We start from the raw sequence: 22953 nt of genomic DNA on the forward strand, positions 1-22953 counted from the left end.
GGCGGCGGCCGGAGGGGGCCGCCGCCGCACCGTTCGCCGTCAGGAGCTGACGAGGCGGGGGATGTCGAGGCCGAACAGGTCGATCGCGTTGTCGTGGGTGATCGCGGACACGACGGCGTCGTCCACGTCCTGGAAGTCGTGGGCGACCTGCTCCTGGGCGAAGGGGAAGTTGCCCTCGGTGTGCGGGTAGTCGCCGGCCCACATCAGGCGCTTCTCGTCGAGCATGGGCAGGGTGAGGATGCCGGGGCGGTCGTCCTCGAAGGTGGCCCAGAAGTTGCGGTTGAAGTACTCGCTGGGCTTCATCGACAGCTCGGGCACGGTCCAGCGGTGGTGGTCGGTGAACATGTGGTCCATCGTGTTGAGCTGGAAGGCGATCCAGCCGATGCCGCCCTCCACGAGGATGAACCGCAGGTTCGGATGCCGCTCCGGCACGGCCCCGTAGACGAGCTGCATGAACACCCAGCCCAGGCTGATCTTGTTGCCGATGGCGGTGGTCCAGAACACGCCGGGCGTGGTCTTGTCGTTGAAGATGGCGACCTGACCGGCGGCCTGGTGGAACCCGACGGGCACCCCGATCTCCTCCAGCACCGCCCACAGCGGCTCCCAGTGGGCGTCGCCCCAGGCCATGCCGGGGACCGCCTGGGGGAGGAGGAAGGTCTTGGCGCCGCGCGCGGCCCAGCGCTTCGCCTCCTCGATCGCGGGCTCGACCGGGCCGTTGCCCACGGGGAGCGCGACGGCGCCGATCAGCCGGTCGGGGGCGTGCGAGCAGAACTCCTCGAACAGCCAGTCGTTGTAGGCGCGGACGCAGGCGACCTTGAGGTCGAAGTCCGGGATGCTGTGCACGATCAGCCAGCCCGGATAGACGACCTCGGCCCGGACGCCCTGGCTGTCCTGGTCCTCCAGGCGCGCGACCGGGTCGTACGCGCCCGCCCGCTGGTCCTCGAAACGGTAGCCGGTGGGCTTGGTGATCACACCGTTGATCTTGGTGTTGATCATCGCGCCCTCGGTGCCGACCGGCTTCGGCGACATCCCCGTGTTCGGCACGATGAAGTAGTCGCCCTGCTCGGTGGACTGCACCTGCGGGGCCTGGTGCTGGAAGCGTTGCGGCAGCCTCTTGAGCCAGAGGTCCTTCGGCTCCACGACATGGGAGTCGACCGAGATCAGCGGACGGGGGTTACCGGTAGACATCGTGAGCTCTCTCCAGGTGGTGGGCGGTCGTCGGATCTGTTCCGGCTGGTGCGGGGCACGCTAGGCGGCGCACCGTTAAGCCGGTCGTTATCGGGAGGTGGCGGACGCGCCGAGCCGGTCGGCCAGCCACCGGTTGATCTCGGGTACGGCGATCGACAGGTTGTCCATCTGGCAGTGCTGCGCGCCGCCCTCCTCGGCGGTGAAGATCCGCAGCGTCTTGTCCGGCGAGCCGCACGCCTCGAAGAGCAGGTGGGCGTCGGACACCGGCACCTGCTGGTCGTCCTCGCCGTGCACGAGCAGGAACGCGCCCTTCATCCGGGGCACCACGTCGGCCAGCCGGAAGCCCTCCAGGACCTTCAGCGCCTCCTGCGTGGAGCCGGTCCCGGTGGACCACACCAGGTGCTCGCCGGGCACCGGGAGCTGCTTGGCGAACGCGGCCTCGATGCGCTCGCTCCAGACCCGGTGGTAGTCCCAGATCGCGCCCCAGGCGGCGCACGCCTTGAACCGGGGGTCCATGCTCGCGCTGCGCGAGGAGTAGTAGCCGCCGAGGCTCAGCGCGAGCACGCCGATCCGCTCCGGGTCCACGTCGTCGCGGCCCTGCAGCCAGTCGGCGGCCGCGCTGCCGGCGACCTCGTAGTCGTGCCGCAGGGAGACGCCGCGGAAGCGCACGGCCTCACCGACGCCGGGGCTGTCCAGCGACAGCACCGAGACGCCCCGGGCGAGCAGGTCCTCGACGCCGAGGAACCAGTTGTGCTCCTTGTTGCCGTCGAAGCCGCTCATGAACAGCACGGCGGGCGTCCGCTCACCGGGCGACCGCGCGGCGGAGACGAAGATGCCGGGCAGCGCCGTGTCCTCGTACGGGACGTCCACGTACTCGACCCGGTACCGGTCGTCGAGCTCGGCGGACAGCCGGAAGCAGCCGACCATCGCGCGGTAGGCGTCGAGCGCCTCGTCGTCCTTGGGGAAGCGGAACCGCTCGGCGGCGAAGTAGTAACTCGTCGCCCGCCGGTAGTGCGCCATGGCGGCGCGCCGGTCGCCGAGCTCCCGCGCCTCCTCGGCGAGCGCCCGGACCTGGTCGCCCATGGCGCGCCACTCGCGGAACCAGCGCTCGTCGTCCCCCACGTGCCCGGCGAGCCGCCGGCATACCCTGTCGACCTCGCCGACCTCGGCGCCGCCGGCCGGGATCACGGCGAGCACGAGCATGACGTTGTACGACCATCGGTAGTCCTCGGGAAACTGCGCGTGCCATTCGGCCTGGCGGATCGCGGCTACCACGTGTGTCCTCCTGTACGTTCCGGGTCAGTGATCGCGGGTGAGCGTCAGAACAGCCGGTAGGCGCTGCGGTAGAACAGCAGCGGCGCGGCCTCGGTGTCGGCGTCGAGATCGAGCACGCGGCCGAGCACCACCGTGTGGTCGCCGGCCTCGTACGTCTCGACGATCTTGCATTCGATGTGCGCGTGCACGTCGCGCAGCACGGGCGCGCCGGTGATGCCGGGGGTGTGCGTCACGCCCGCGAACCGGTCGCCCTTGCGGGCGAACGCCCGGGCCAGCTCCTCCTGGCCGGCCGCGAGCACGTTCGCGCAGAAGTGCCCGGCGGCGCGGATCGCCGGCCACGTGGACGAGGTGTGCGCGGCGCAGAACAGCACCAGCGGCGGGTCCAGCGACACCGACACGAACGAGTTGACCGCCATGCCCACCGGCGGCCGGCCGGGCTGGGCGGCGGTGATCACGGCGACGCCGGTCGCGAAGCAGGCCATCACCCCGCGCAGGTCGTCGCGGGCGATGCCCGGGAGCGTGCTCACAGTCCCACCCCGTCCGCGTACCGGGCCCGGTGCCGGTCGGGGTCGCCGAACAGCAGCGCCGACGACATCGCCCGCTTGACGTACAGGTGCGCCGGGTGCTCCCAGGTGAATCCGATGCCGCCGTGGACGTGCACGTTCTCCCCCGCGACCATCGTGTAGGCCTCCGAGCAGTACGCCTTGGCCAGGCTGGCGATCACGGGCAGCTCCGGCAGGTCCTCGCCGGCGGCGTACATCGCGTAATGCGCCGCGGACCGAGCTGTTTCGACCGCCATGAGCATGTCGGCGCACTTGTGCTTGATCGCCTGGAACGACCCGATCAGCCGGCCGAACTGGCTGCGCACCTTCGCGTACTCGACCGCCATCTCCAGGCACCGCTGCGCCCCGCCGACCTGCTCGGCGGCGAGACCGGCGGCGGCCAGGTCGAGCACCCGCTCCAGCACGGGCCCCGCGCCGCCCTCGGGCCCGATCAGCCTGGCCGGGCTGCGGTCGAACTCCAGCACCGCCTGCCTGCGGGTCTGGTCCATGGTGGGCAGCGGCTTCCGTGTCACCCCGGCGGCCTCCCCGAAGACCGCGAACAGCGACAGGCCGGCGCCGGTCCTGGCGAAGACCAGCAGCAGGTCGGCCACGTGCCCGTCCAGGACGAACGACTTGACGCCCGTCAGCCGCCAGATGCCGTCCTCCACGGCCGCGCGCGCCTCGACGTCCTCGCCCCACCACGACCCCGAGCGCTCGGCGAGCGCCACCGTGGCGATCGTCTCGCCGGCCGCGATGCCCGGCAGGAAATCGTCCTTCGCCTGCTCGTCACCGGAGTGCAGCAGCGCGTTGGCGGCGAGCACCACGGTGGAGAAGAACGGGGCGCACATCACCGCCCGGCCCATCTCCTCCAGCACCACGCCGAGTTCGAGGAAGGTCGCCCCCGAGCCGCCGAAGCGCTCGGGCAGGGCGAGCCCCTGCAGGCCGAGCTGCTCGGCCATCTGCCGCCACACCAGCGGGTCGTAACCCCGCTCGTCCTCCATGAGGCGGCGTACCTGTGTCTCCGGTGAGACGTGCTCAACGAACGACCGCACGCTCTCCCGGAAGTCCTCGTGCTCCTCGGCGAGGCCGGTGAACGACGCGGTCGCGTCGGCTAGCTGTTGAAGTCCGCTCATGTCAGGGGACGGTAGGCCGCGGGCGTGCACCGGGCATGAGCGGCGGAAGCCGTAACGCCCGCAGTAACTCCTCGCGCGCAAGAGTGCGGCTGGTGCCGACGCCGGTGCGTGCCCCGCCCCGAGAAGGAGGAAATTGCCGTGGATCTCAGCTTCGACGGTCGTGTCGCCGTCATCACGGGAGCAGGTGGAGGGCTCGGCCGGGCCCACGCTCTCGAACTCGGGCGCCGCGGTGCGAAGGTGGTCGTCAACGACATGGGCACGTCCCTGTCCGGGGACGGGGTGGAGCAGGACCGCGCGGCGATCGTGGTCAAGGAGATCGAGGAGCTCGGCGGCATCGCGGTGGCCGACACGAACTCGGTCGCCACCGTGGCCGGCGGCCAGGCCGTGATCGACACGGCGCTGTCCGCGTTCGGCCGGGTCGACGTCATCGTGAACAACGCGGGCATCCTGCGCGACAAGACCTTCCACAACACCAGCCCTGACGACGTGGACCCGGTGCTCGACGTGCACCTGAAGGGCGCGTTCAACGTCACCCGCCCGGCCTGGGCGCACTTCAGGGAGCAGGGGTTCGGGCGGGTCGTGGTGACCTCGTCGTCGGCCGGGTTCTTCGGCAACTTCGGCCAGTCGTCGTACGCCGCGGCGAAGCTCGCCCTGGTCGGCCTGATCAAGGTGCTCGCGATCGAGGGCCGCAAGTACGACATCAAGGCGAACGCGATCGGCCCGGTGGCGCAGACCCGCATGACCGAGGGCTTCGACAACCCGCTCGCGGACCACCTGGACCCCGCGCTGGTCTCGGCGGTGGTCGCCTACCTGTGCCACGACTCCTGCGAGCCGTCCGGCGAGATCCTCAGCGCGGGAGGCGGGCGCGTGGCGCGCGTGTTCGTCGGCGTCACCCGCGGATACCTGAACGGCGACCTGACCGCCGAGGACGTCCGCGACAACCTGACCGAGATCTTCGACGACGCCGGCTACGTGGTGCCGGAGAACAGCATGGCCGAGATGACCCTGCTCGCCAAGATGCTGGGGAAGTGAGATGACCGCGCAGCGCCTCCGCCCGGCCTCCCTGACCGGGCGGCGCCTGTCGAGGACGCAGATCGGCGAGTGGATCGACATGGCGGCCAAGCGCTCGCCGAACCGGGACTGCTTCGTCACCCCGTCAGGCACGCGCACGTTCGCCGAGGTGCGCGACCGGGTGCACCGGCTCGCCTCCGGTCTGCAGGCGATGGGCCTGGCGCAGGGGGACCGGGTCGCCGTGCTCGACACCGACTCGCCGGAGTACGTGGAGACCTTCCTCGCCCTGTTCAAGCTCGGGGCGGTCGCGGTCCCGCTCAACTTCCGGCTGTCACCCGCGGAGATCACGACGCTGCTGCGCAGCTCCGAGGCGTCCTGGATCTTCGTCGGGGACCGGTACGCGCCGGACGTGCTGGCGGCCAGGGACGACCTGGAGCATCTCGACCACGTCGTGGGCTTCGGCGGGAGCGAGGGCACGACGCCCTTCGAGGAGGTGCTCCGGCGCGGGGCCGGAGGCTCGCCGCGGGAGGCGGTCGTCGACGACGAGGACATCGTCGCGCTCGCCTACACCAGCGGCACGACCGGCCTGCCCAAGGGCGTCATGCAGTCGCACCGCATGTGGAAGACGATGGTCTCCAACGCGGTCCTGGAGTACCGCTTCCTGCGGGACGAGTTCCGCTACTCGGCGTCCCCGCTCTACCACGTCGCCGGGCTCAGCCTCGTGCTCAACGCGATCTGCCGCAGCTCGGCGTCCCTGATCGTCCCCCAGTGGGATCCGGCGGAGCTGCTGCGGTGGTGCCGCGAGGGCCTCACCGACGTGTTCCTCGTCCCCACGATGATCAGCGCCCTGCTCCGGCAGCCGGATGTGAGACCGGACGACTTCGCCACGCTGCGTTCCGTCTTCTACGGCGCCGCGCCGATGTCGCCCGGCCTGCTCACCCAGGCCATGTCGATCATGCGGTGCGACTTCTACAACGGCTTCGGCGCCGGCACCGAGGCGGGCATGCAGACCGTGCTCACCCCCGAGGACCACGTGCGCGCCCTCGACGGCCACCCGCACCTGCTCGGGTCGGTCGGCCGCCCCGGCTTCAACATCGACCTGCAGATCTGGGACGCCGCCGGCAACGAGGTGCCGGTGGGCGAGGTCGGCGAGATCGTCACCCGCAGCGACATGGTGATGAGCGGCTACCACGGGCAGCCGGAGAAGACCGCCCAGGTCGTCTCCGGCGGCTGGTTCAAGGGCGGCGACCTCGGCTACCTCGACGAGGACGGCTATCTCTACCTCGCCGGCCGCAAGGACGACATGATCATCCGGGGTGGCGAGAACGTCTACCCGCTGGAGATCGAGACCACCCTGTTCGCCTACCCCGGTGTGGTGGAGTGCGCCGTGGTCGGCGTCCCCGACCCGCACTGGGGCGAGACCGTGCGGGCCCACGTCGTGCTCGCCGAGGGGACCGAGGCCACGCCGGAGGAGCTCCAGCGGTTCTGCCGCGAGCGCCTGGCCAAGTACAAGGTGCCCGACCACATCCGCGTCCACACCGAGACCCTGCCCAAGAACGCCAGCGGCAAGGTGCTCCACCGCCTGCTTCGGGAGCAATCGTGAACGACCAGCGCCGGAACCCGGACGAGACCGCGTTCCAGGACGCCGTCCGGGCCTTCCTCGACACCCACGCCAAGCCCCTGCCGGAATGGGAGGAGGGCTGGGGCAACGGTCCCGACGAGCTGAGCGCGGGCGCGGAACCGACCCGCGAGGAGGAGCTGAGCATGGTCGCGGCCGCGGTGGCCTTCCGCCGCGAGCTGTTCGACGCCGGCTTCGGCTGGCTCACCGGCCCCGTGGCGTACGGCGGGGCCGGCCGGGACCAGCGCTACCAGGAGCTGTTCGACGAGGTCGCGGCCGACTACGAACTGCCGTCCGAGGCCTGCTTCATCGTCGGCCACCACATCGTCGCCCCGACGCTGCTCGCCTGGGGCACGCCCGAGGTGAAGGAGAGGTACCTGCGGGCGCTGTACCGGGCGGACCTCCTCGCCTGCCAGCTCTTCTCCGAGCCCGAGGCCGGCTCCGACCTCGCCGGCGTGAAGAGCAGGGGAGTCCGCGACGGCGACGGCTGGCGGGTCTCCGGGCAGAAGGTGTGGACCTCCGGCGGTCACTACAGCGACATCGGCGAGATGCTCGTCCGCACCGACCCGGACGCGCCCAAGCACGCCGGGCTCACCATGCTGATGGTCGACATGCACGATCCGGGGGTCGAGGTCCGCCCGCTGCGCCAGCTCACCGGCGGCGAGGCGTTCAACGAGGTGTTCGTCGACGACGTCTTCGTGCCCGACAGCCACGTGCTCGGCAAGCCGGGCGACGGCTGGAAGGTGGCGATGACCACGCTCGGCAACGAGCGGGCGTCGATGGGCTACCGCACCGCCTCGCCCGCCACCGACCCGGTCGAGCGGCTGCTCGGTCTCATCCAGCACTTCGGCCTCGACGGCGACCCGCACATCCGCCAGGAGTTCGCGCGGATCGCGATCCGGCGGGACGTGATCCGGTGGACCGCCGCCCGCGCCGCCGGCCGCGGCGAGCCGGGGGCCGAGGCCTCGATCATCAAGCTGATGGACTCGGAGAACGTCCGCGCCATCGGCGAGCTCGCCGGCCGCGTGCTCGGCCCGCGCATGACGGCCGACACCGGCGAGTGGGGCACCTACGTCTGGGCCGAGCTCGCGCTCAGCGCGCCGTCCCGGCGCATCGCCGGCGGCACTGACGAGATCATGCGCAACATCATGGCCGAGCGCATCCTGGGCCTGCCCCGCGAACCCCGCCCTTCGACCTGACACCGCGGGCGCGCCGCCCGCAGGCGGCGCGCCATCCCTTCGCGCATCCGAGGAGACAACACATCCATGGCTGACCGTACGCCAGTGATCGCCGGCATCGGCCTGAGCGATTACCCCAAGGCACCGCACCTCGACGCGGTCGGGCACCACGTGCTCGCCACCCAGCGGGCGCTCGCCGACAGCGGCCTGCGCAAGAGCGACATCGACGGGTTCATGTGCGCCCAGGGCGACTTCGCCCAGCCGGACAACGCCGGCACCATGGCGGAGATCCTGGGCATCAACCCCCGGTACTTCGACGGCACCGCCGTCGGCGGCTCCAGCTTCGAGCTGCACGTCCAGCACGCCAAGGCGGCGATCGAAGCCGGCCTGTGCGAGACCGTGCTCATCGTCTACGGCTCCGACCTGTACACCAAGTCGGGCACCAACCCCGGCTTCGGCGCCAAGAAGCCGGGCGAGCAGGTCGCGGGCGTGCTGCAGTACGAGGCGCCCTGGGGCAACACCCTGATCGGCGCGTACGCGATGGCCGCCCAGCGGCACATGCACGAGTACGGGACCACCTCCGAGCAGCTGGCCGCGATCGCCGTGGCCTGCCGCACGCACGCCGGGCTCAACCCCAACGCCCAGTACCGCAAGCCGCTGACGGTCGAGGACGTCGTCAACTCCCGCATGATCGCCGACCCGCTGCACCTGTTCGACTGCTGCGTCGTCTCCGACGGCGGCGGCGCGGTGATCGTCACCACCGCCGAGCGCGCCCGCGACCTGCGCCAGCCCCCGGTCCACATCCTCGGCGCGGCGTCGGCCCAGACCCACTGGAACATCAGCCAGATGCCCGACTACACCCGCACCGCGGCCGAGCGCAGCGGCAAGGAGGCGTTCGCGCAGGCCGGTCTCACCCCCGACGACGTCGACACCGTACAGCTCTACGACAGCTTCACCATCACCGCGCTGCTCATGCTGGAGGACCTGGGCTTCTGCAAGAAGGGCGAGGGCGGCCCGTTCGCCGCCTCCGGGGCGCTCCAGCTCGGCGGCAGCCTCCCGATGAACACCGACGGCGGCGCGCTCAGCTCCTGCCACCCCGGCATGCGCGGCATCTTCCTGCTCATCGAGGCCACCAGGCAGCTGCGCGGCCAGGCCGGCGACGCCCAGGTGGCGGGCGCCGAGGTGGCCCTCGCGTGCGGCTCGGGCGGCTGGCTGTCGGCGATGGGCACCGTGATACTCGGAAAGGACAAGGCATGACGAACGTGACCACCCCGCCGACGGAGGGCCGGCCGGTCCCGCTGCTCGACGCGGCCGGCCGCCCGTACTGGGAGGCCACCCTCCGCGGCGAGCTGCTCGTCCAGGAATGCCCCGGCTGCGGCCACCGCCAGTTCTACCCTCGCCAGATCTGCGTCGAGTGCGGTGACACGCCCGGCTGGCTCACCACGGAGGGCCGGGGCACCGTGCACACCTTCTCGGTGGTGCGCCAGCAGGGGGCCTACCCGTTCAACCAGTGGACCCCGTACGCGGTCGCCGTCGTCGAGCTCGACGAGGGCCCCCGCATCATGGGCAACGTGATCGGCTGCGAGGTCGACGAGGTGCGCATCGGGATGCGGGTCGAGGTCGAGTTCGTCCCGCTGAACGAGGAGGCGTCGCTGCCGTTCTGGCGACCGGCGGCCACCTGAGCCGCTCCCCGGCAACGCGGAAGCCGGGAGGGGATTCCCCTCCCGGCTTCCTCGTGTCCGGGGCGCTCAGGCGAGCGCGGGCACCGGCGGCTCCGGCAGCACCGGCATGCGCAGGGAGAGCCACTCGGCGATCAGGTCGAGGGCGGGGGCGGGGTCGTCCGACTGGATGTGCTCGGCGCCCCCGTCGGCGGCGGCGAAGACGTGCAGCCGCTTGTCGGCGGAGCCCGCGGCCTCGAAGGCGCGGCGCGCGTCCGCGACCGGGATCTCCCGGTCGTTCTCGCCGTGCACGATCAGCAGCGGCTGCGTCACGCGAGGCCAGACGTCGGCCAGCGTCCACAGTTCCAGCCGCTCCAGGGCCTCCTCGATCGTGCCGGTGCCCGTCACCCAGGGCAGGAACCACGACGTCGGCTCGGCCTCGGCCTCGTCCCAGCGCCGCCGCCACAGCGCGCCGCAGTCCCAGCTGCCCGCCCACGAGACGCAGGCCGAGACCCGCGGCTCGAACGCCGCCGAGCGGGCCGCGTAGTAGCCGCCGAAGCTGACGCCGAGCACGGCGACATGCCGCGCGTCCACGTCGTGGCGGGCCTGGAGGTGGTCGATGATGGCCGCGGTCGGCACCTCGTAGTCGGGGCGGGACGGCACGCCGCGCAGCCGGATCAGCTCCCCGGTGCCCGGGGTGTCGATGACCAGGCAGGTGATGCCCCGGCGGGCGAACGCGGCGCCCACGGTGGCGTAGAGCATCTCCTTGGTCAGGTCGAGCCCGCCGTACACGATGACCACCGGCCGCGGGTCGGCGGCGTCCGGCGCGATCAGGTAGCCGGGCAGCGTGCCGTCGGGGGAGTCGACGTGGACGCGCACCAGCGGCAGGGCCCCACAGTCCATGGCGTTCCCGAAGGCCTGCAGGGACGCGGCGTAGCTCTCCGACTTCGTCGGCCCCGGCGGGATCTGCCGCTGGGCGGTCGCGTGGTACACCGACGCGCGCAGATACCGCCGGCCGGCCGCCGCCAGGTATCCGGCGCGGACGTCGCCCGCGGCGAGCGCCTCCTGCTGGTGCGCCATGCCCGCCCAGGCGGCCGCCCAGGCGTCCAGGCCCGCCTCCGGCGTGTCCCGGAGCGGGCCGAGCCAGCGCCCGATGTCGGCGAGCGAGCCGCCGGCCATCAGGGCCAGGTTCACGCTCGACGACCGGACGTGGTCGCCCGGGAAGAACTCGAACACGGCGACTCCTCATGGAACGGTATGACAACGCGCGGCCGGGGCCGTGCGGTTCTCTCTGGTCAGTACAGTACAAGCGGTTGCATTACGGATGGCGTTACCCGGCGCGCCCGCCGCCGCGCGGCAGGCGCGGGCCGGCGCGCCGGGCGGGTCAGGTGGTGGCCCACTGCGCCCGCGGACGCTCCTGCGGGCCGGACAGGCCGCCGATCTCCGGGTAGACCTTGGTGGCCATCAGCTCCATCTCGCGGATCAGGTCGTCGGTCGGCTGCTGCGCCCAGTGCCAGATCAGCACGGAGTACTCGTACGGGACCTGCTCCCACTCGGCGGCGAACTGCGCCTTCGCCTGGTCGACGGTGCCGCCGAGGAACAGGCCGGAGTCCTTGATGGCCTGCACGACGTCCCCGTTCACCGGCATCTTCTTCTTGAAGAACTTCGCGTAGAAGTTCTCGAACATGTCCGCGTCGTAGTCGCGCAGGGCCTGGTCGTACGCCGCCGCGGACTCGGTGACGTGCGGCCAGCGCACGGGCGCCTGGTTCGCGCCGAGCGGCACCGGGTGGCCCACCTTGGCGGCCTCTTCGGCGTAGATCTTCGCGAACTCCTCGGTCTTCGCCGCGGGGGAGAAGCTGGTCACGACGAAGCCGTTGCGCGCGCAGTACCGGATCGACTCCTCCGAGCTCGACGACGCCACGAACACCGGCGGGTGCGGCCGCTGGTACGGCGGCGGCGTGACCGAGATCTTCCGGATGACGCCGTTCTCGTCGACCTCGTCCACCGCGCCCATCAGCGACGCGGTGTCGGTGGCCGGATAGGTGGTGATGCCGGCGTCGTACGGGAACGGGACCTGGTACTTGGCGCCGTTGAAGTCGAAGGAGTCCTCGGTCCAGGCCTTGAGCATCAGCTCGACCTGCTCCTCGAAGATGACGCGGTTCTCCTTGTCGGCGGAGCCGCCGTCGGAGAGCGTCGCCGGGGTGCCCAGGTGCTGGCCCAGCACGTCGGTCCAGCGGGACTGGTAGCCGCGGCTGACCCCGGCCCAGAACCGGCCTTCGAGCATGTGGTCGAGCATCGCGCACTCCTCGGCGACGCGGATCGCGTCATGGGTGCCGAGCACGTAGCCGTTGGTGCCGACGTTGATCCGGCTCGTGTGCGCCGCGAGCCACGCGTTCACCACGCCGGGCGACGGGGCCACCTCGTAGCCCTCGGAGTGGAAATGATGCTCGATCCCGGCGATGCCCCAGTAACCCAGGTCCTCGGCGGCCTTGGCGATCCTCGCCCAGTCCCGCATCACCTTCTGGAACTCGTCCCGATCCCGCCCGAGCGGGCGCCGGGCGGCACGCCCCGCGGCACCGCCTTCGGCCGGAATGACCGGATAGAGCTGCACGATCGCCTTGACACTCAAAATCTCGCTCCTCAGCAGCTGGCTGACAGAATCCTTCGCCGTCATCCAACGGGCGCGCAGTTACCGGGCCGTTCCGCGCCGCCGTTAATGAGGGAGTAACGGCCTCGGAAATAGAACCTGCCGCACGACAAACCCGGCAGCCGGCCATGATCTACGGAGGGTTCCAGATGAGGATTTGCCGCTTCACGCCGCACGGCTGGCCGGACGCGGAGGTGCGCGCGGGGGCCGCGGTGGGGGCGCTCGACGCGCCGGTCATCGTCGACCTGGCCGCGCTGCTGGCCTCCGAGATCGTCGCCGACGGCGGCGAGCCCGGCCGCGCCGCGGAGCTCGCCCGCGCCACCTTCCCGGGGAGCACGGTCGCCCTGCTCGGCTCCGGCGGACGCGCCCAGCGTGAGGCGGAGCGGCTCCTCGGCGCGCTCGGCGACCCTGAGGCCGCGCGGCGGGAGACCGGCCCGCTCGGCCCGCACGCCCACGCGCGCGAGGCGGTCCGCCTGCTCGCCCCCGTCGACCGCCCGCCGGCGCTGCGCGACTTCTTCGCCTTCGAGGACCACATGGTCAACGCCCTGCGCAACCTGGGCAGGGAGGTCCCGCCGGCGTGGTACGAGGCGCCCTCCCACTACGTGACCCGCAGCGCGTCGGTGTTCGGCCCGGACGAGGCCGGTCAGTGGCCGGCGTACACCGAGAAGCTCGACTACGAGCTGGAGTTCGCGATCGTCATCGGCAGGAGCGGCCGGGACATCCCGCCCGAGCGGGCCTGGGACCACATCGCCGGGCTCACCATCTTCAACGACCTGTCCTGCCGCGACGTCCAGCGCCGCGAGATGGGCACCGCGGTCGGCCCGGCCAAGACCAAGGGCTTCGACCGCGGCTGCGCCACCGGACCGTACCTCGTCACCGCCGACGAGATCCCCCGCCCCTTCGCGGCCGGCATGCGGGCCTTCGTCAACGGCGAGCTGTGGTCGCGGGGCTCCGCCGGGTCGATCCACTGGTCCATCGAGCAGATCGTGGCGCACGCCTCGGCGGGGGAGACGCTGCTGCCCGGCGACATGCTCGGCTCCGGGACGGTCGGCACCGGCGCCGGGATCGAGATCGACCGCTGGATCAAGCCGGGCGACGTGATCCGGCTGGAGATCGACGGGCTCGGCGCGCTGGAGACCCGCGTGGAGCGCGCGGGGGAGTCCTGATGCGCCCGGCGATCCTGCGTGAGCGGGACGTGCCGATCCCGCTCCCCGACGGCGTCGTGCTCCGGGCCGACGTGTACCGCGACCCGGCGGCGGGACCGCGGCCGGTGCTCCTCCAGTACACCGCCTACGACAAGGCGAACTGGGCCTCCGTCTACGGCGTGATCAACCCCGAGCGGGCGGTCGACCACGGCTTCGTGGTCGTCGTGGCGGACGCCCGCGGCCGGTTCCGCTCCGGCGGCGACGAGCCGTTCCGCCCGTTCGCCGGCTCCGGCGAGGACGCCGCCGCGTGCGTCGGCTGGGCCGCCGCGCAACCGTGGTCGAGCGGCCAGGTCGGCATGTACGGGGCGTCGAACAACGGCGTCCCGCAGTGGCAGGCGCTGCGCCGCCGGCCGCCCGCGCTGCGCACGATCGTGCCGCACTTCACCGCGTCCGAGTACGACAGCGGCTGGGTCTGGCGCGGCGGCGCGTTCCAGCTCGGCTTCAACCTGTGGTGGAGCCTGGCGAACCTCGCCCCCGACCAGCTCCGCCGCGCGGCAGCCCGCGACGGCGCCGCCGCGCACCAGGACACGGCGCGGGCGCTCGCCGGCGCCCTGCGCGACCCGGACGCCGCCTTCGGGCGGCTGCCGCTGACGGACGCGCCCGCCCTGGACGGCATCGCCCCGCACTACCGCGAATGGCTCGCCCACCCGCCCGGCGACCCGTACTGGCACGCGCTCAGCGCCCGTGACGCGCTCGCCGCGACCGACCTGCCCGTGCTGCACGTCGCCGGCTGGTACAACGTCCACCTCGACGGCAACCTGGCCGCGTACGAGACGATCAAGGCCGCGGGCGGCCCGGCGGCCGAACGGCAGCGCCTGATCATCGGCCCGTGGACGCAGTGGTCGCCCGCCCTGTTCGGCGACGCCTGCGGCCCCGAGCGGCGCTTCCCGGCCGCGATCGACATGGAAGGACTGCAGCTCGCCTGGTTCGCCCAGCATCTGTCCGGCGCCGGCGGTCCCGAGCTGCCGCCGGTGCGCGTGTTCGTCATGGGCGTGGACGAGTGGCGCGACGAGCGGGAGTGGCCGCTCGCCCGCGCCCGCGCCACCCCCTGGTACCTGCACAGCGGGGGAGCCGCCAACTCCCGCCACGGCGACGGCCGCCTGTCCCGCACACCCCCCGAGGGGCCGCAGCCGCCCGACACGTTCCGGTACGACCCGCGCGACCCCGTGCCCACCCGCGGCGGCGCGACCTACCTGCCCAACCCGGCGGCGAACTCCGGCCCGATGGACCAGAGCGCGATCGAGGACCGCGACGACGTCCTCGTCTACAGCAGCGACCCGCTGACCGGCCCGGTCGAGGTGATCGGCCCCGTCCACGCCATCCTGCACCTGGTCACCGACGCTCCCGCCACGGACGTGACGGCGAAGCTCGTCGACGTCCACCCCGACGGCCGGGCGTTCCTGCTCTGCGACGGCATCCGGCGGGTGACCGCGGCGGAGGTCGCCGCCGCCGGGCCCGGGCCGGTCCGCGTCGAAGTCGACCTGATCGCCACCGGCAACGTCTTCCTGCCGGGCCACCGGATCCGGCTGGAGGTCTCCAGCAGCTCGTTCCCCAAGTACGACCGCCACGCCGGCACCGAGGACGGCACCGCCACCGCGCCCGAGGACCTGCGCCCCGCGCGGCAGACCGTCGTCCACGACGACCGCCACCCGTCGGCGCTCGTCCTCCCTCTCGTCCCCGCCGAGGACCCGGCCGAGGAACCCGCCCCGTGACCTGTCACGGCGGCCCGGTAACGGAGTCGCCGCAGGCCACTCCGCCGTGGCCGCCCCGATCGTCCGCCCCCGCCCGCGCGCCGGTAACGATGCCGATAACGGCGTTCGGGTGAGGTCGAGCAACGCACGCGAATCCCGCCTAGGAGTTTCGATGCCCCCCACCTGTGCCGCCCGTGCCGCCCGTGCCCTTCGGATCCTCGCCGCGACAGTCCTGTTGGTGACAGCCGGAGCGTGCGGCGCCGGCGAACCCCCCGCCGTCACGCCCGAGACGAGCACGGCGGGCGCCGCCGGGCCCGAGGTGGACAAGGTGACCTTCAGCGGCGTCACCGCCAACGCCGGCAACTGGGCCATCCAGGTCGGCGTCGAGTTCGGCATCTTCAGGGAGCACGGCCTGGACGTGTCGATGATCTACTCGCAGTCCAGCCCGAACGCGCTCGCCGCCATGATCGGTGGCTCGGTGCAGTTCACCTCCACCGTGTACGACGCCGTCGTCCTCGCCCACCAGAAGGACCCGCGCGTCATCGCCGTCGCCGAGGGCTACCGGTCGTACCCCGAGTATCTGGTCGTGCCCAAGGAGGTCCGGTCCTTCGAGGACCTCAGGGGCGCGACGTGCGGCGCGCAGAACCCGGAGGGGATCGGCGACGCCCTCTACCTGTCGAAGATGATGGAGCACGGCGGCAAGCTGAAGGTGGGCGCCGACTTCAAGCTCACGAACGTCAACCTCAACGCCGGCCCCGCGCTCGCGGCCCTGCAGTCCGGCCAGATCAAGTGCATCGCGGTGCTGCCGCCCACGTCCACGCTGCTGGAACGGCAGGGCTACAAGATCCTGTACGACCTGCAGCAGGTGCCCGAATACCAGGACCTGTCCTTCTTCGGCATCATCGCCCTGAAGAACTGGGTCGCCGAGCACCCCAACGCCACGCGCGCCTTCCTCAAGGGCTATCTCGCCTCCATCGCCTTCCTCTACGACCCGGCGAACAAGGACCGGGTGATCGCCCTGCTGGCCAGGAACGCGCAGGTCGAGCCGGACGTGGCCGAAGCCTCCTACACCTGGGTGACCTCCGGGGCGTACCCGCGCGACGGCGTCATCGCCGACGAGGTGATCCCCCGGACGATCTCCTTGATGAAGTCCGGCGGCTCCCTGGACGCCTCCGTGCCGTCCGACATCGCGGGACTGATCGAGAACTCCCACGTCAAGGCCGCCTTCGACGAACTGCCCGACTCGGTCAAGAACGGCCCGGGCCCCAAGGGCCTGCTTCCCGAGGGCCAGACGGCGGCATGAGCGGCGTGACCTCCCGCGAGCGGGGGGCGCGGCACACCACCACGCCCCCCGCGCCGGGGCCGCGCCGGCGGAAGGGCTCCGGCCGCCGATGGCGCGGCTACCGGGCCGTCGTCAGCTTCGCCGGCTTCCTCGTGGTCTGGCATGTCGCGGCCGAGTATCTCGTCGCCAACCCGCTCTTCCTGGCCGGACCGATCAGCACCGTCCAGGCGGTCGGCACGATGTGGGCGGACGGGACGCTCCAGCAGGACCTGCTCGTCAGCGCGGACGAGTTCCTCAAGGGGTTCGGCGCCGGGCTCGTGGCCGGGGTGCTGCTCGGGCTGCTCCTCGGCACCAGCCGCCGCGCCAAGGACTACATCGACCCGCTCATCAACGGGCTGTACGCGACCCCGCTCGTCGCGCTCGCGCCGCTGTTCATCCTCTGGTTCGGCATCGGCGAGACCAAGACCGTGCTGCTGGTGTTCATGCTCGTCGTCCTGCCCATCGCGATCAACACCGACGCCGGGATCCGGGCGACGGACCCGCAGCACCTGGAGGCGGCCCGGTCGTTCGGCGCGAGCCGCCTGCAGCTGTTCACCATGGTCCGGTTCCCGACCTCCGTCTCGTTCCTGGTCGCCGGCATCCGCATGGGCATCGGGCGCGGGCTCATCGGCGTCGTCGTCGGCGAGCTCTTCGGCTCCCAGAGCGGCCTCGGCTACCGGATCCTCGTGTCCTCTCAGTACTTCCAGACCGACGTGCTGCTCGCCGGGGTGCTCATCTTCTCCGTCACCGGCGTGCTGCTCGTCAAGATCTTCGAATGGTTGGAACGGCGGGTCGCCCCCTGGCAGTCAGGCCAGGCATGACCCGCACCCACGACAGGGAGACCACGGCTATGCCGACCGACGAACCCCAGGGCCTGATCCCGATGCTCCCCGTCGAGGAGGCGGCGCGGATCGCCGTCGAGGCGGGCATGCGCGAGGAGATGTCGCGCATCTTCTTCTACCGGCTGCTGCTGAACTCGCCGCAGTCCGCCCGCGTCGAGAACGAGATCAACGACCGCATCCTCTGGGAAGGGAGACTGACCCGCAGGCCCGAGGCGACCCGGCTGCGCGAGCTCGCGATCATGCGCGTGGCCTGGGTGACCGGCTCCACGTACCTGTGGGCGCACCACTACGCGCCGACCGTCGACGTCGACCTGCCGGGCAAGCGGCCCGCCGACGTGCTCGGGGTGCGCGAGGGCGCGGCGTACGAGGGATTCGGGCCCGCAGAACGCGCCGTGATGCGCGCGGTCGACGAGATGACGCGCGACGACCGGGTCTCCGAGAAGACCCTGGGCGACCTGAAGGAGGTGCTCGCGAACGACGGCGAGGTGGTCGAGATCTGCTACGTCATCGCGATCTGGCGGGCGCTGACCATGCTGATGGACACCTTCCAGGTGCCGCTGGAACCGGACTACCAGCCGTGGGCGCCCGACGGCCGCCGGCCCGGGGAGGAGGGGCGGTGAGCAGGTTCGAGGAGTACCGGGACCGCTTCGGCGACGTGCGGATGGCGCGGGAGGACCGCATCCTCCAGGTGACCCTGCACACCGACGGCGGATCGCTGAAGTGGTCGGAGCGGGCGCACCGCGAACTGCCCGAGGCGTTCCGGCAGATCGCCACCGACCCGGACAACCGCGTCGTCATCCTCACCGGCAGCGGCCCCGACTTCCTCACCGAGATGGCGTTCGAGAAGCGCAACACCACCCCGCAGGGCTGGGACCGGGTGGCGCACGAGGGGCGGCACATGCTCTTCGACCTGCTCGACATCGAGGTGCCGATCATCGCCGCGGTGAACGGCCCGGCCACCGAGCACGCCGAGCTCGCCCTCCTCTCCGACATCGTCCTCGCCTCGGAGACCGCCGTCTTCGCCGACCACCAGCACGTCGTCGCCGGGGTGGTGCCCGGCGACGGCGTCCACGTCGTCTGGCCGTGGCTCCTGGGCATGAACAGGGCCCGGCACTTCCTGCTCACCGGGCGCACCATCGGCGCCCGCGAAGCCCTGGAACTCGGCCTGGTGGCGGAGGTGCTGCCACCGGACCGGCTGCTGGACCGGGCCTGGGAGCTCGCCCGCGAGCTCGCCGCCAACACCACGCTCATGCTCCGCTACACCCGCGCGTGCCTCACCATGCTGATCCGCCGCGAGCTGCAGTTCGGTCTCGCCCACGGACTGGCCCTGGAATCCCTCGCCGCCGTCGACGCCCGCTCTTTCTCCCAGGATGCCCGCGACTGACATCGGCCGTGCCCGGCCGCTCCGGGGAGCCGAGATCGAGAGAGGAAGCCGTATGCTCCGGTCCTTCCGCCGTCGCCCCGCCGGCGGCCAGAACCCCATCGACGCTCCCGTCCCGCCGGGGGCGTCGCCGCTGCTGGAGATCGACGGGCTGTCGGTCGGCTACGAGGTCGGCGGCGCCTTCACCACGGTCCTCGACGGTGTCAGCCTCACCGTCGAGGACGGGGAGTTCGTCTGCGTGGTCGGCGCGAGCGGCTGCGGCAAGACCACGCTGCTCAAGACCATCGACGGGCTGATCGCGCCGTCGGCCGGCGAGGTGCGCGTGTCCGGGCGTCCGGCGCATCCCCGCCACGGCGACATGGCGGTGGTGTTCCAGCAGGACTCCCTCTACCCGTGGCGGACCGTGCTCGCGAACGTCCGCTTCGGCCTGGACGTCCGCGGCCGTCGCTCGGCGGAGACGGACGCGCGGAGCAGGGAGTGCATCGAGCTCGTCGGGCTGCGCGGGTTCGAGAACCACTACCCGCACCAGCTCTCCGGCGGCATGCGCCAGCGGGTCAACCTGGCCCGTGCCCTCGCGGTGGACCCGACCCTGCTGCTGATGGACGAGCCCTTCGCCGCCCTCGACGCGCAGACCCGCGAGGTGATGCAGACAGAACTGCTCGACATCTGGACGAAGCAGCGCAAGACCGTGGTGTTCATCACGCACCAGCTCGACGAGGCCGTGCTGCTCGCCGACCGGGTGATCGTGATGGCCGCCCACCCCGGGCGCATCCGTGAGGAGATCCGCATCGACATCCCCCGCCCCCGCGACCTGCACACCAAGCGCGGGGAGAGGTTCACCGGCTATGTCGACCACATCTGGAACCTCATCGAGGAAGAAGTCCGGCGGTCCCTCATCCCCGGCACGGCCCAGGACACGCGGACCGGTGCCTGATCACGTACGTCCGTCCCGGCCCCTCCGTGCCCGCCACACCATCGCCGATCCCGGCGGTCGGTCCGCCGACGCGCTACCCGGTGGCTTCGCCGGTGAACAGGGCGCTGATCGGAGCGGGCTCGTGACGCGTGGCGTCCCCGTCGAAGAGCTCCGCCAGGAAGCGCTTGCTCGTCTCCGGGGACCATTCCTCCGGCTGCCGGGCCGCGCGCACCGGCGACCAGGTGCGCATCCGCCGCACGGTGTCCCCGGCGACGACGAAGACCTGCCCGGTGACGTCCTCACCGGACGGACCGGCGAGCCAGGCGACCAGGGCCGCGACGCGGTCGGGCGGCAGCGCGCCGCCGGGCAGCGTGCCGAACGCGGCCTCGCTCATCGGGGTGCGTGCCCTGGGGGCGATCGCGTTGACGCGGACCCCGTAGCGGGAGAGCTCGGCGGCGAGGGTCAAGGTCAGCGTGGCGAGACCGGCCTTGGCCGCCGCGTAGTTGCTCTGCCCGGCGTTGCCGTAGAGCCCCGACTCGCTGCTCGTGTTGATGATCCGCCGTCCCGCGCGCCGCGGCTGCCCGCGCCAGTGCCGGGCCAGGGCACGGCACAGCCGGAAGGGCGCGGTCAGGTTCACCGCGAGCACCGCGTCCCAGTCGGCGTCGTCCAGGTTGAAGACCATCCGGTCACGGACGATGCCGGCGTTGTTGACCAGAACCGAGACCGGCCGCCCGGAACCCTCGGCGGCGGCCAGGACGTCCTCGGCCGCTCCCCGCTCGGTGAGGTCCCCCTGCCAGGAGAGGGCGATGCCGCCCTCGTCGCGGATCTCCTCCACCAACGGCCCGGTGTCCGCCAGGTCCGCGCACAGCACCGCCGCTCCGCGCCGCGCGAGCAGCCGCGCCTCCGCGGCGCCGATGCCCTGCGCGGCCCCGGTGACGACGCACGCGTGTCCCGTCAGATCGAACTCGTCGTACGGGCCGGGTGAAATCATCATGCCGTTCTCCATGCGCTGTTCATCGAATCCCGCCTTTGTTCCCTATTATAGGAGCATTTAAGGCGATAAATGCAATGATGTAGGTCACGAATAGAACGGACGAGATTCTCGTGAATGACGGGAATCTGGCCCTCGGCCTGCTGTTTTCTTTCTTTGTTATCCTGGTCGTATTCATCTCTCGACGGCCTGGCCGGTCAGCACCGACTCCACGGATTTCGTCACCACTTCCGCGGCGTCGTGAGGAGCGAGGCGTCCCGCCCGTATTTCGGTCGCCGCCCCGTGCAGAATGTACTGGACGACGCTGACCAGCCATGTGGTGGGCAGGTCGGCGCGGAAGACGCCCTGGTCCTGGCCGCGGCTGACGAGCTCGGTCATGCGCCGGACCGGTCTCTCGTGCAGCTCCCTGATCCGTCCCGCGGGGAGGACCTCCTCGGCCGCGGCGAGCAGGGCCGCGGACTCGGCCACGATCTGCCAGCTCGACGCCAGCAGGCGGGTCATGGCCTCGCGGGCGTTCCCCGTCAGGTCGACGGCCGACAGGGTCTCGTCACCGGCCTTCAACGCGTCCACGAGCGCCGCTTCGACGAGTTCGGCGCGGGTGCCGAAGTGCCCGTAGAGGGTCATCCGCCCCACGCCCGCCGCCTTCGCGATGTCGTCCGTCTTCGCGTTGGGGTCGGAGCTCAGCAGGGCGCGGGCCGCGGACACGATGCGGGCGATGCTGCGCTCGGCATCGGCGCGGCGCTTGGGGCGTATGGACGGCTCAGCCATGTCGGCACTCTAACGCGTACGCACACATACGAGTTATAGTAAGGGCAAAGCTCGTACATGGAAGTACGAGTTCTTGCCATGGAGACCTCATGAACCAACAGATCGCCCAGCCGGGCGCACACCCGGCGCGCTGGCGCGTTCTCGGCCTTCTCGGCGTGGCGCAGCTCATGCTGATCCTCGACGTCACCGTCGTCGCCATCGCCCTGCCCCACATCGAGACCGAACTCGGGCTCACCCGCGAGGCGCTGACCTGGACCGTCAGCGCCTACACGCTCACCTTCGGCGGACTCATGCTGCTCGGCGGGCGGATCTCGGACCTGGTGGGCGCCAAGCGCGTCATGCTCACCGGGCTCCTTCTCTTCACCGCGGCGTCGCTGGTCACCGGACTGGCGGAATCCGCGGCCATGCTCGTGGGCGGCCGCATCGCCCAGGGGGTCGGCGCGGCCCTGCTGTCACCCTCGGCGCTGTCCCTGGTGGTGGCCCTGTTCGACGGCGAGGAGCGGAACAAGGCCCTGGGCGTCTGGTCCGCGCTCGGCGGAGGCGGAGCCGCCCTCGGCGTCCTGGTCGGCGGCCTCCTCACGGCGGGCCCGGGATGGTCGTGGGTCTTCTACGTCAACGTGCCCATCGGGCTGGTGATCGCCGTGGTGCTCGCCGCTCTCGTGCCGCGGCTGCCGACCTGGGGAACCGAACGGTCACGGCTGGACGTCCTCGGCGCGATCCTGGTGACGGCCTCCACCGCGTCGCTGATCTACGCTCTCATCGCCGCCGGCGAGCGAGGCTGGCTCACGTCGTTCACCGGCTGGCTCGTCCTGGCCGCCGCGGTGGGTTACGTCCTGTTCGTCGTGTGGCAGCGGCGGGCGCGGTCGCCCCTGATGGACGTCCGGTTGCTCGCGCGGCGGCCCGTGGCGGCGGGCGCGTTCCTCATCCTGATGGCGACGGCCCTGATGATCGCCGTGTTCTTCCTGGGCACCTTCTACTTCCAGCAGGCTCAGGGATACGGCGCGCTGCACACGGGCCTGTTGTTCCTCCCCGTGGCGGTGGCCACGATGCTCGGAGCCAACCTGACCGGCCGCGTGATCGGCCGCTGGGGCGGACGCGCGCCGGCCGTCGCCGGACTGGCGGTCGCGGCTCTCGGCCTGGCCGCACCGGCCGTGTCGATGCATCCCGCCGTCGTCGTGGTCGGCGTCTCCGTCGCCGCCGCGGGCACCGGCGCGCTGTTCGTCGTCGCCTCGGCGACCGCGCTCGGCCAGGTGGCGCCCCATGAGGCCGGGATCGCGTCCGGCATCGTGAGCACCTTCCACGAGTTCGGCGCCTCACTCGGCGCCGCGGTCGTCTCCAGCGTCGCCGCCGCGAGCCTGGCGGGAACCACGCTGAGCGGCTTCGCCGGCGGGTTCACCGTGGCCGCCGTCGCGGCGGGCGCCGGCGTCGTCGTCGCCGCCCTGGTGACGCCCGGCCGGTTGAGACAAGGGGATCCCATCCCCTCCACGCCGAACTAGGCACGTGATGACGCGGATCAGGCCGGGAAGACCGCTCGGCGCGCACCCGGCCTGCGCCGCGAGGGCGCCGGCGCGTACCTGGCCTGCGCCGCGAG

The 22953-nt window shown here is 71.7% G+C and carries 21 protein-coding genes; 13 read left to right on the plus strand and 8 right to left on the minus strand.

Annotation, left to right across the window (positions count from 1 at the left end; translation table 11 throughout):
• Positions 1 to 39 precede the first annotated feature (39 nt).
• The 4 genes from FR742_RS11580 to FR742_RS11595 form a co-directional block, all read right to left on the minus strand.
• Positions 40 to 1188, minus strand: coding sequence for an amidohydrolase family protein (locus FR742_RS11580; RefSeq protein WP_148030959.1), 1149 nt, complete (start codon positions 1186 to 1188; stop codon positions 40 to 42).
• An 87-nt stretch (positions 1189 to 1275) separates the two neighbouring features.
• On the minus strand, positions 1276 to 2463 hold the full coding sequence (locus FR742_RS11585; protein WP_148030960.1) for a S9 family peptidase: 1188 nt from the start codon (positions 2461 to 2463) through the stop codon (positions 1276 to 1278).
• Between the two features lie 44 nt (positions 2464 to 2507).
• The gene (locus tag FR742_RS11590; RefSeq protein ID WP_261808478.1) at positions 2508 to 2990 is read right to left on the minus strand and encodes a flavin reductase family protein; all 483 of its coding nucleotides are present in this window, start codon (positions 2988 to 2990) and stop codon (positions 2508 to 2510) included.
• Entirely contained in the window at positions 2987 to 4138 is a 1152-nt protein-coding gene (locus tag FR742_RS11595) for an acyl-CoA dehydrogenase family protein (RefSeq protein WP_148030961.1), read from the minus strand. Before FR742_RS11595 ends, FR742_RS11590 begins: the two co-directional genes overlap by 4 nt.
• A gap of 138 nt (positions 4139 to 4276) precedes the next feature.
• Here FR742_RS11595 and FR742_RS11600 point away from each other — a divergent pair, with 138 nt between their 5' ends.
• The 5 genes from FR742_RS11600 to FR742_RS11620 all read left to right on the plus strand — a co-directional run bounded on the left by FR742_RS11600 (position 4277) and on the right by FR742_RS11620 (position 9627).
• Complete coding sequence (locus tag FR742_RS11600) at positions 4277 to 5170, plus strand: SDR family NAD(P)-dependent oxidoreductase (RefSeq protein WP_148030962.1); 894 nt, start codon at positions 4277 to 4279, stop codon at positions 5168 to 5170.
• 1 nt (position 5171) lies between these two features.
• Complete coding sequence (locus FR742_RS11605; protein WP_148030963.1) at positions 5172 to 6752, plus strand: class I adenylate-forming enzyme family protein; 1581 nt, start codon at positions 5172 to 5174, stop codon at positions 6750 to 6752.
• Positions 6749 to 7966 (plus strand): acyl-CoA dehydrogenase family protein, encoded by a 1218-nt coding sequence (locus FR742_RS11610; RefSeq protein WP_187281100.1) that lies wholly within the window; start codon positions 6749 to 6751, stop codon positions 7964 to 7966. The genes FR742_RS11605 and FR742_RS11610 overlap by 4 nt, the downstream gene beginning before the upstream one ends.
• 66 nt (positions 7967 to 8032) lie before the next feature.
• Positions 8033 to 9202: an acetyl-CoA acetyltransferase gene (locus FR742_RS11615; RefSeq protein WP_148030965.1), complete on the plus strand. Its 1170-nt coding sequence runs from the start codon at positions 8033 to 8035 to the stop codon at positions 9200 to 9202.
• The gene (locus FR742_RS11620) at positions 9199 to 9627 is read left to right on the plus strand and encodes a Zn-ribbon domain-containing OB-fold protein (protein ID WP_148030966.1); all 429 of its coding nucleotides are present in this window, start codon (positions 9199 to 9201) and stop codon (positions 9625 to 9627) included. The genes FR742_RS11615 and FR742_RS11620 overlap by 4 nt, the downstream gene beginning before the upstream one ends.
• A 66-nt stretch (positions 9628 to 9693) precedes the next feature.
• Here FR742_RS11620 and FR742_RS11625 read toward each other — a convergent pair whose 3' ends face one another.
• Complete coding sequence (locus tag FR742_RS11625) at positions 9694 to 10839, minus strand: S9 family peptidase (protein ID WP_148030967.1); 1146 nt, start codon at positions 10837 to 10839, stop codon at positions 9694 to 9696.
• A 148-nt stretch (positions 10840 to 10987) separates the two neighbouring features.
• The gene (locus tag FR742_RS11630) at positions 10988 to 12232 is read right to left on the minus strand and encodes an LLM class flavin-dependent oxidoreductase (protein WP_187281101.1); all 1245 of its coding nucleotides are present in this window, start codon (positions 12230 to 12232) and stop codon (positions 10988 to 10990) included.
• 167 nt (positions 12233 to 12399) lie between these two features.
• Between FR742_RS11630 and FR742_RS11635 the strand changes: the two genes are divergently transcribed.
• From FR742_RS11635 to FR742_RS11665, 7 genes are all read left to right on the plus strand, one after another.
• Positions 12400 to 13416: a fumarylacetoacetate hydrolase family protein gene (locus FR742_RS11635; RefSeq protein ID WP_148030969.1), complete on the plus strand. Its 1017-nt coding sequence runs from the start codon at positions 12400 to 12402 to the stop codon at positions 13414 to 13416.
• Positions 13416 to 15167, plus strand: coding sequence for a CocE/NonD family hydrolase (locus FR742_RS11640; protein ID WP_148030970.1), 1752 nt, complete (start codon positions 13416 to 13418; stop codon positions 15165 to 15167). The genes FR742_RS11635 and FR742_RS11640 overlap by 1 nt, the downstream gene beginning before the upstream one ends.
• A gap of 217 nt (positions 15168 to 15384) precedes the next feature.
• Positions 15385 to 16449 carry an ABC transporter substrate-binding protein gene (locus FR742_RS11645; protein ID WP_187281102.1) on the plus strand — a complete coding sequence of 355 codons (1065 nt, stop codon included), beginning with the start codon at positions 15385 to 15387 and terminating at the stop codon, positions 16447 to 16449.
• Positions 16446 to 17288, plus strand: a complete 843-nt coding sequence (locus FR742_RS11650) for an ABC transporter permease (RefSeq protein ID WP_148030972.1) — start codon at positions 16446 to 16448, stop codon at positions 17286 to 17288. Before FR742_RS11645 ends, FR742_RS11650 begins: the two co-directional genes overlap by 4 nt.
• Positions 17289 to 17317: 29 nt before the next feature.
• Positions 17318 to 17929 carry a carboxymuconolactone decarboxylase family protein gene (locus FR742_RS11655; RefSeq protein WP_148030973.1) on the plus strand — a complete coding sequence of 204 codons (612 nt, stop codon included), beginning with the start codon at positions 17318 to 17320 and terminating at the stop codon, positions 17927 to 17929.
• A complete protein-coding gene (locus FR742_RS11660; protein ID WP_148030974.1) occupies positions 17926 to 18693 on the plus strand; it encodes an enoyl-CoA hydratase/isomerase family protein in 768 nt (255 codons plus the stop codon). Before FR742_RS11655 ends, FR742_RS11660 begins: the two co-directional genes overlap by 4 nt.
• Before the next feature lie 52 nt (positions 18694 to 18745).
• Positions 18746 to 19624, plus strand: coding sequence for an ABC transporter ATP-binding protein (locus FR742_RS11665; RefSeq protein WP_148030975.1), 879 nt, complete (start codon positions 18746 to 18748; stop codon positions 19622 to 19624).
• Between the two features lie 73 nt (positions 19625 to 19697).
• Here the strand turns inward: FR742_RS11665 and FR742_RS11670 are convergent, their stop codons facing one another.
• Entirely contained in the window at positions 19698 to 20597 is a 900-nt protein-coding gene (locus tag FR742_RS11670; protein ID WP_219548117.1) for an SDR family NAD(P)-dependent oxidoreductase, read from the minus strand.
• A gap of 171 nt (positions 20598 to 20768) precedes the next feature.
• Complete coding sequence (locus FR742_RS11675; protein WP_148030976.1) at positions 20769 to 21362, minus strand: TetR/AcrR family transcriptional regulator; 594 nt, start codon at positions 21360 to 21362, stop codon at positions 20769 to 20771.
• An 89-nt stretch (positions 21363 to 21451) separates the two neighbouring features.
• Here FR742_RS11675 and FR742_RS11680 point away from each other — a divergent pair, with 89 nt between their 5' ends.
• Positions 21452 to 22858 (plus strand): MFS transporter, encoded by a 1407-nt coding sequence (locus FR742_RS11680; RefSeq protein ID WP_148030977.1) that lies wholly within the window; start codon positions 21452 to 21454, stop codon positions 22856 to 22858.
• Positions 22859 to 22953 lie beyond the last annotated feature (95 nt).

The sequence above is a fragment of the Nonomuraea sp. C10 genome (assembly GCF_008017515.1).
Classification (GTDB): domain Bacteria; phylum Actinomycetota; class Actinomycetes; order Streptosporangiales; family Streptosporangiaceae; genus Nonomuraea; species Nonomuraea ferruginea.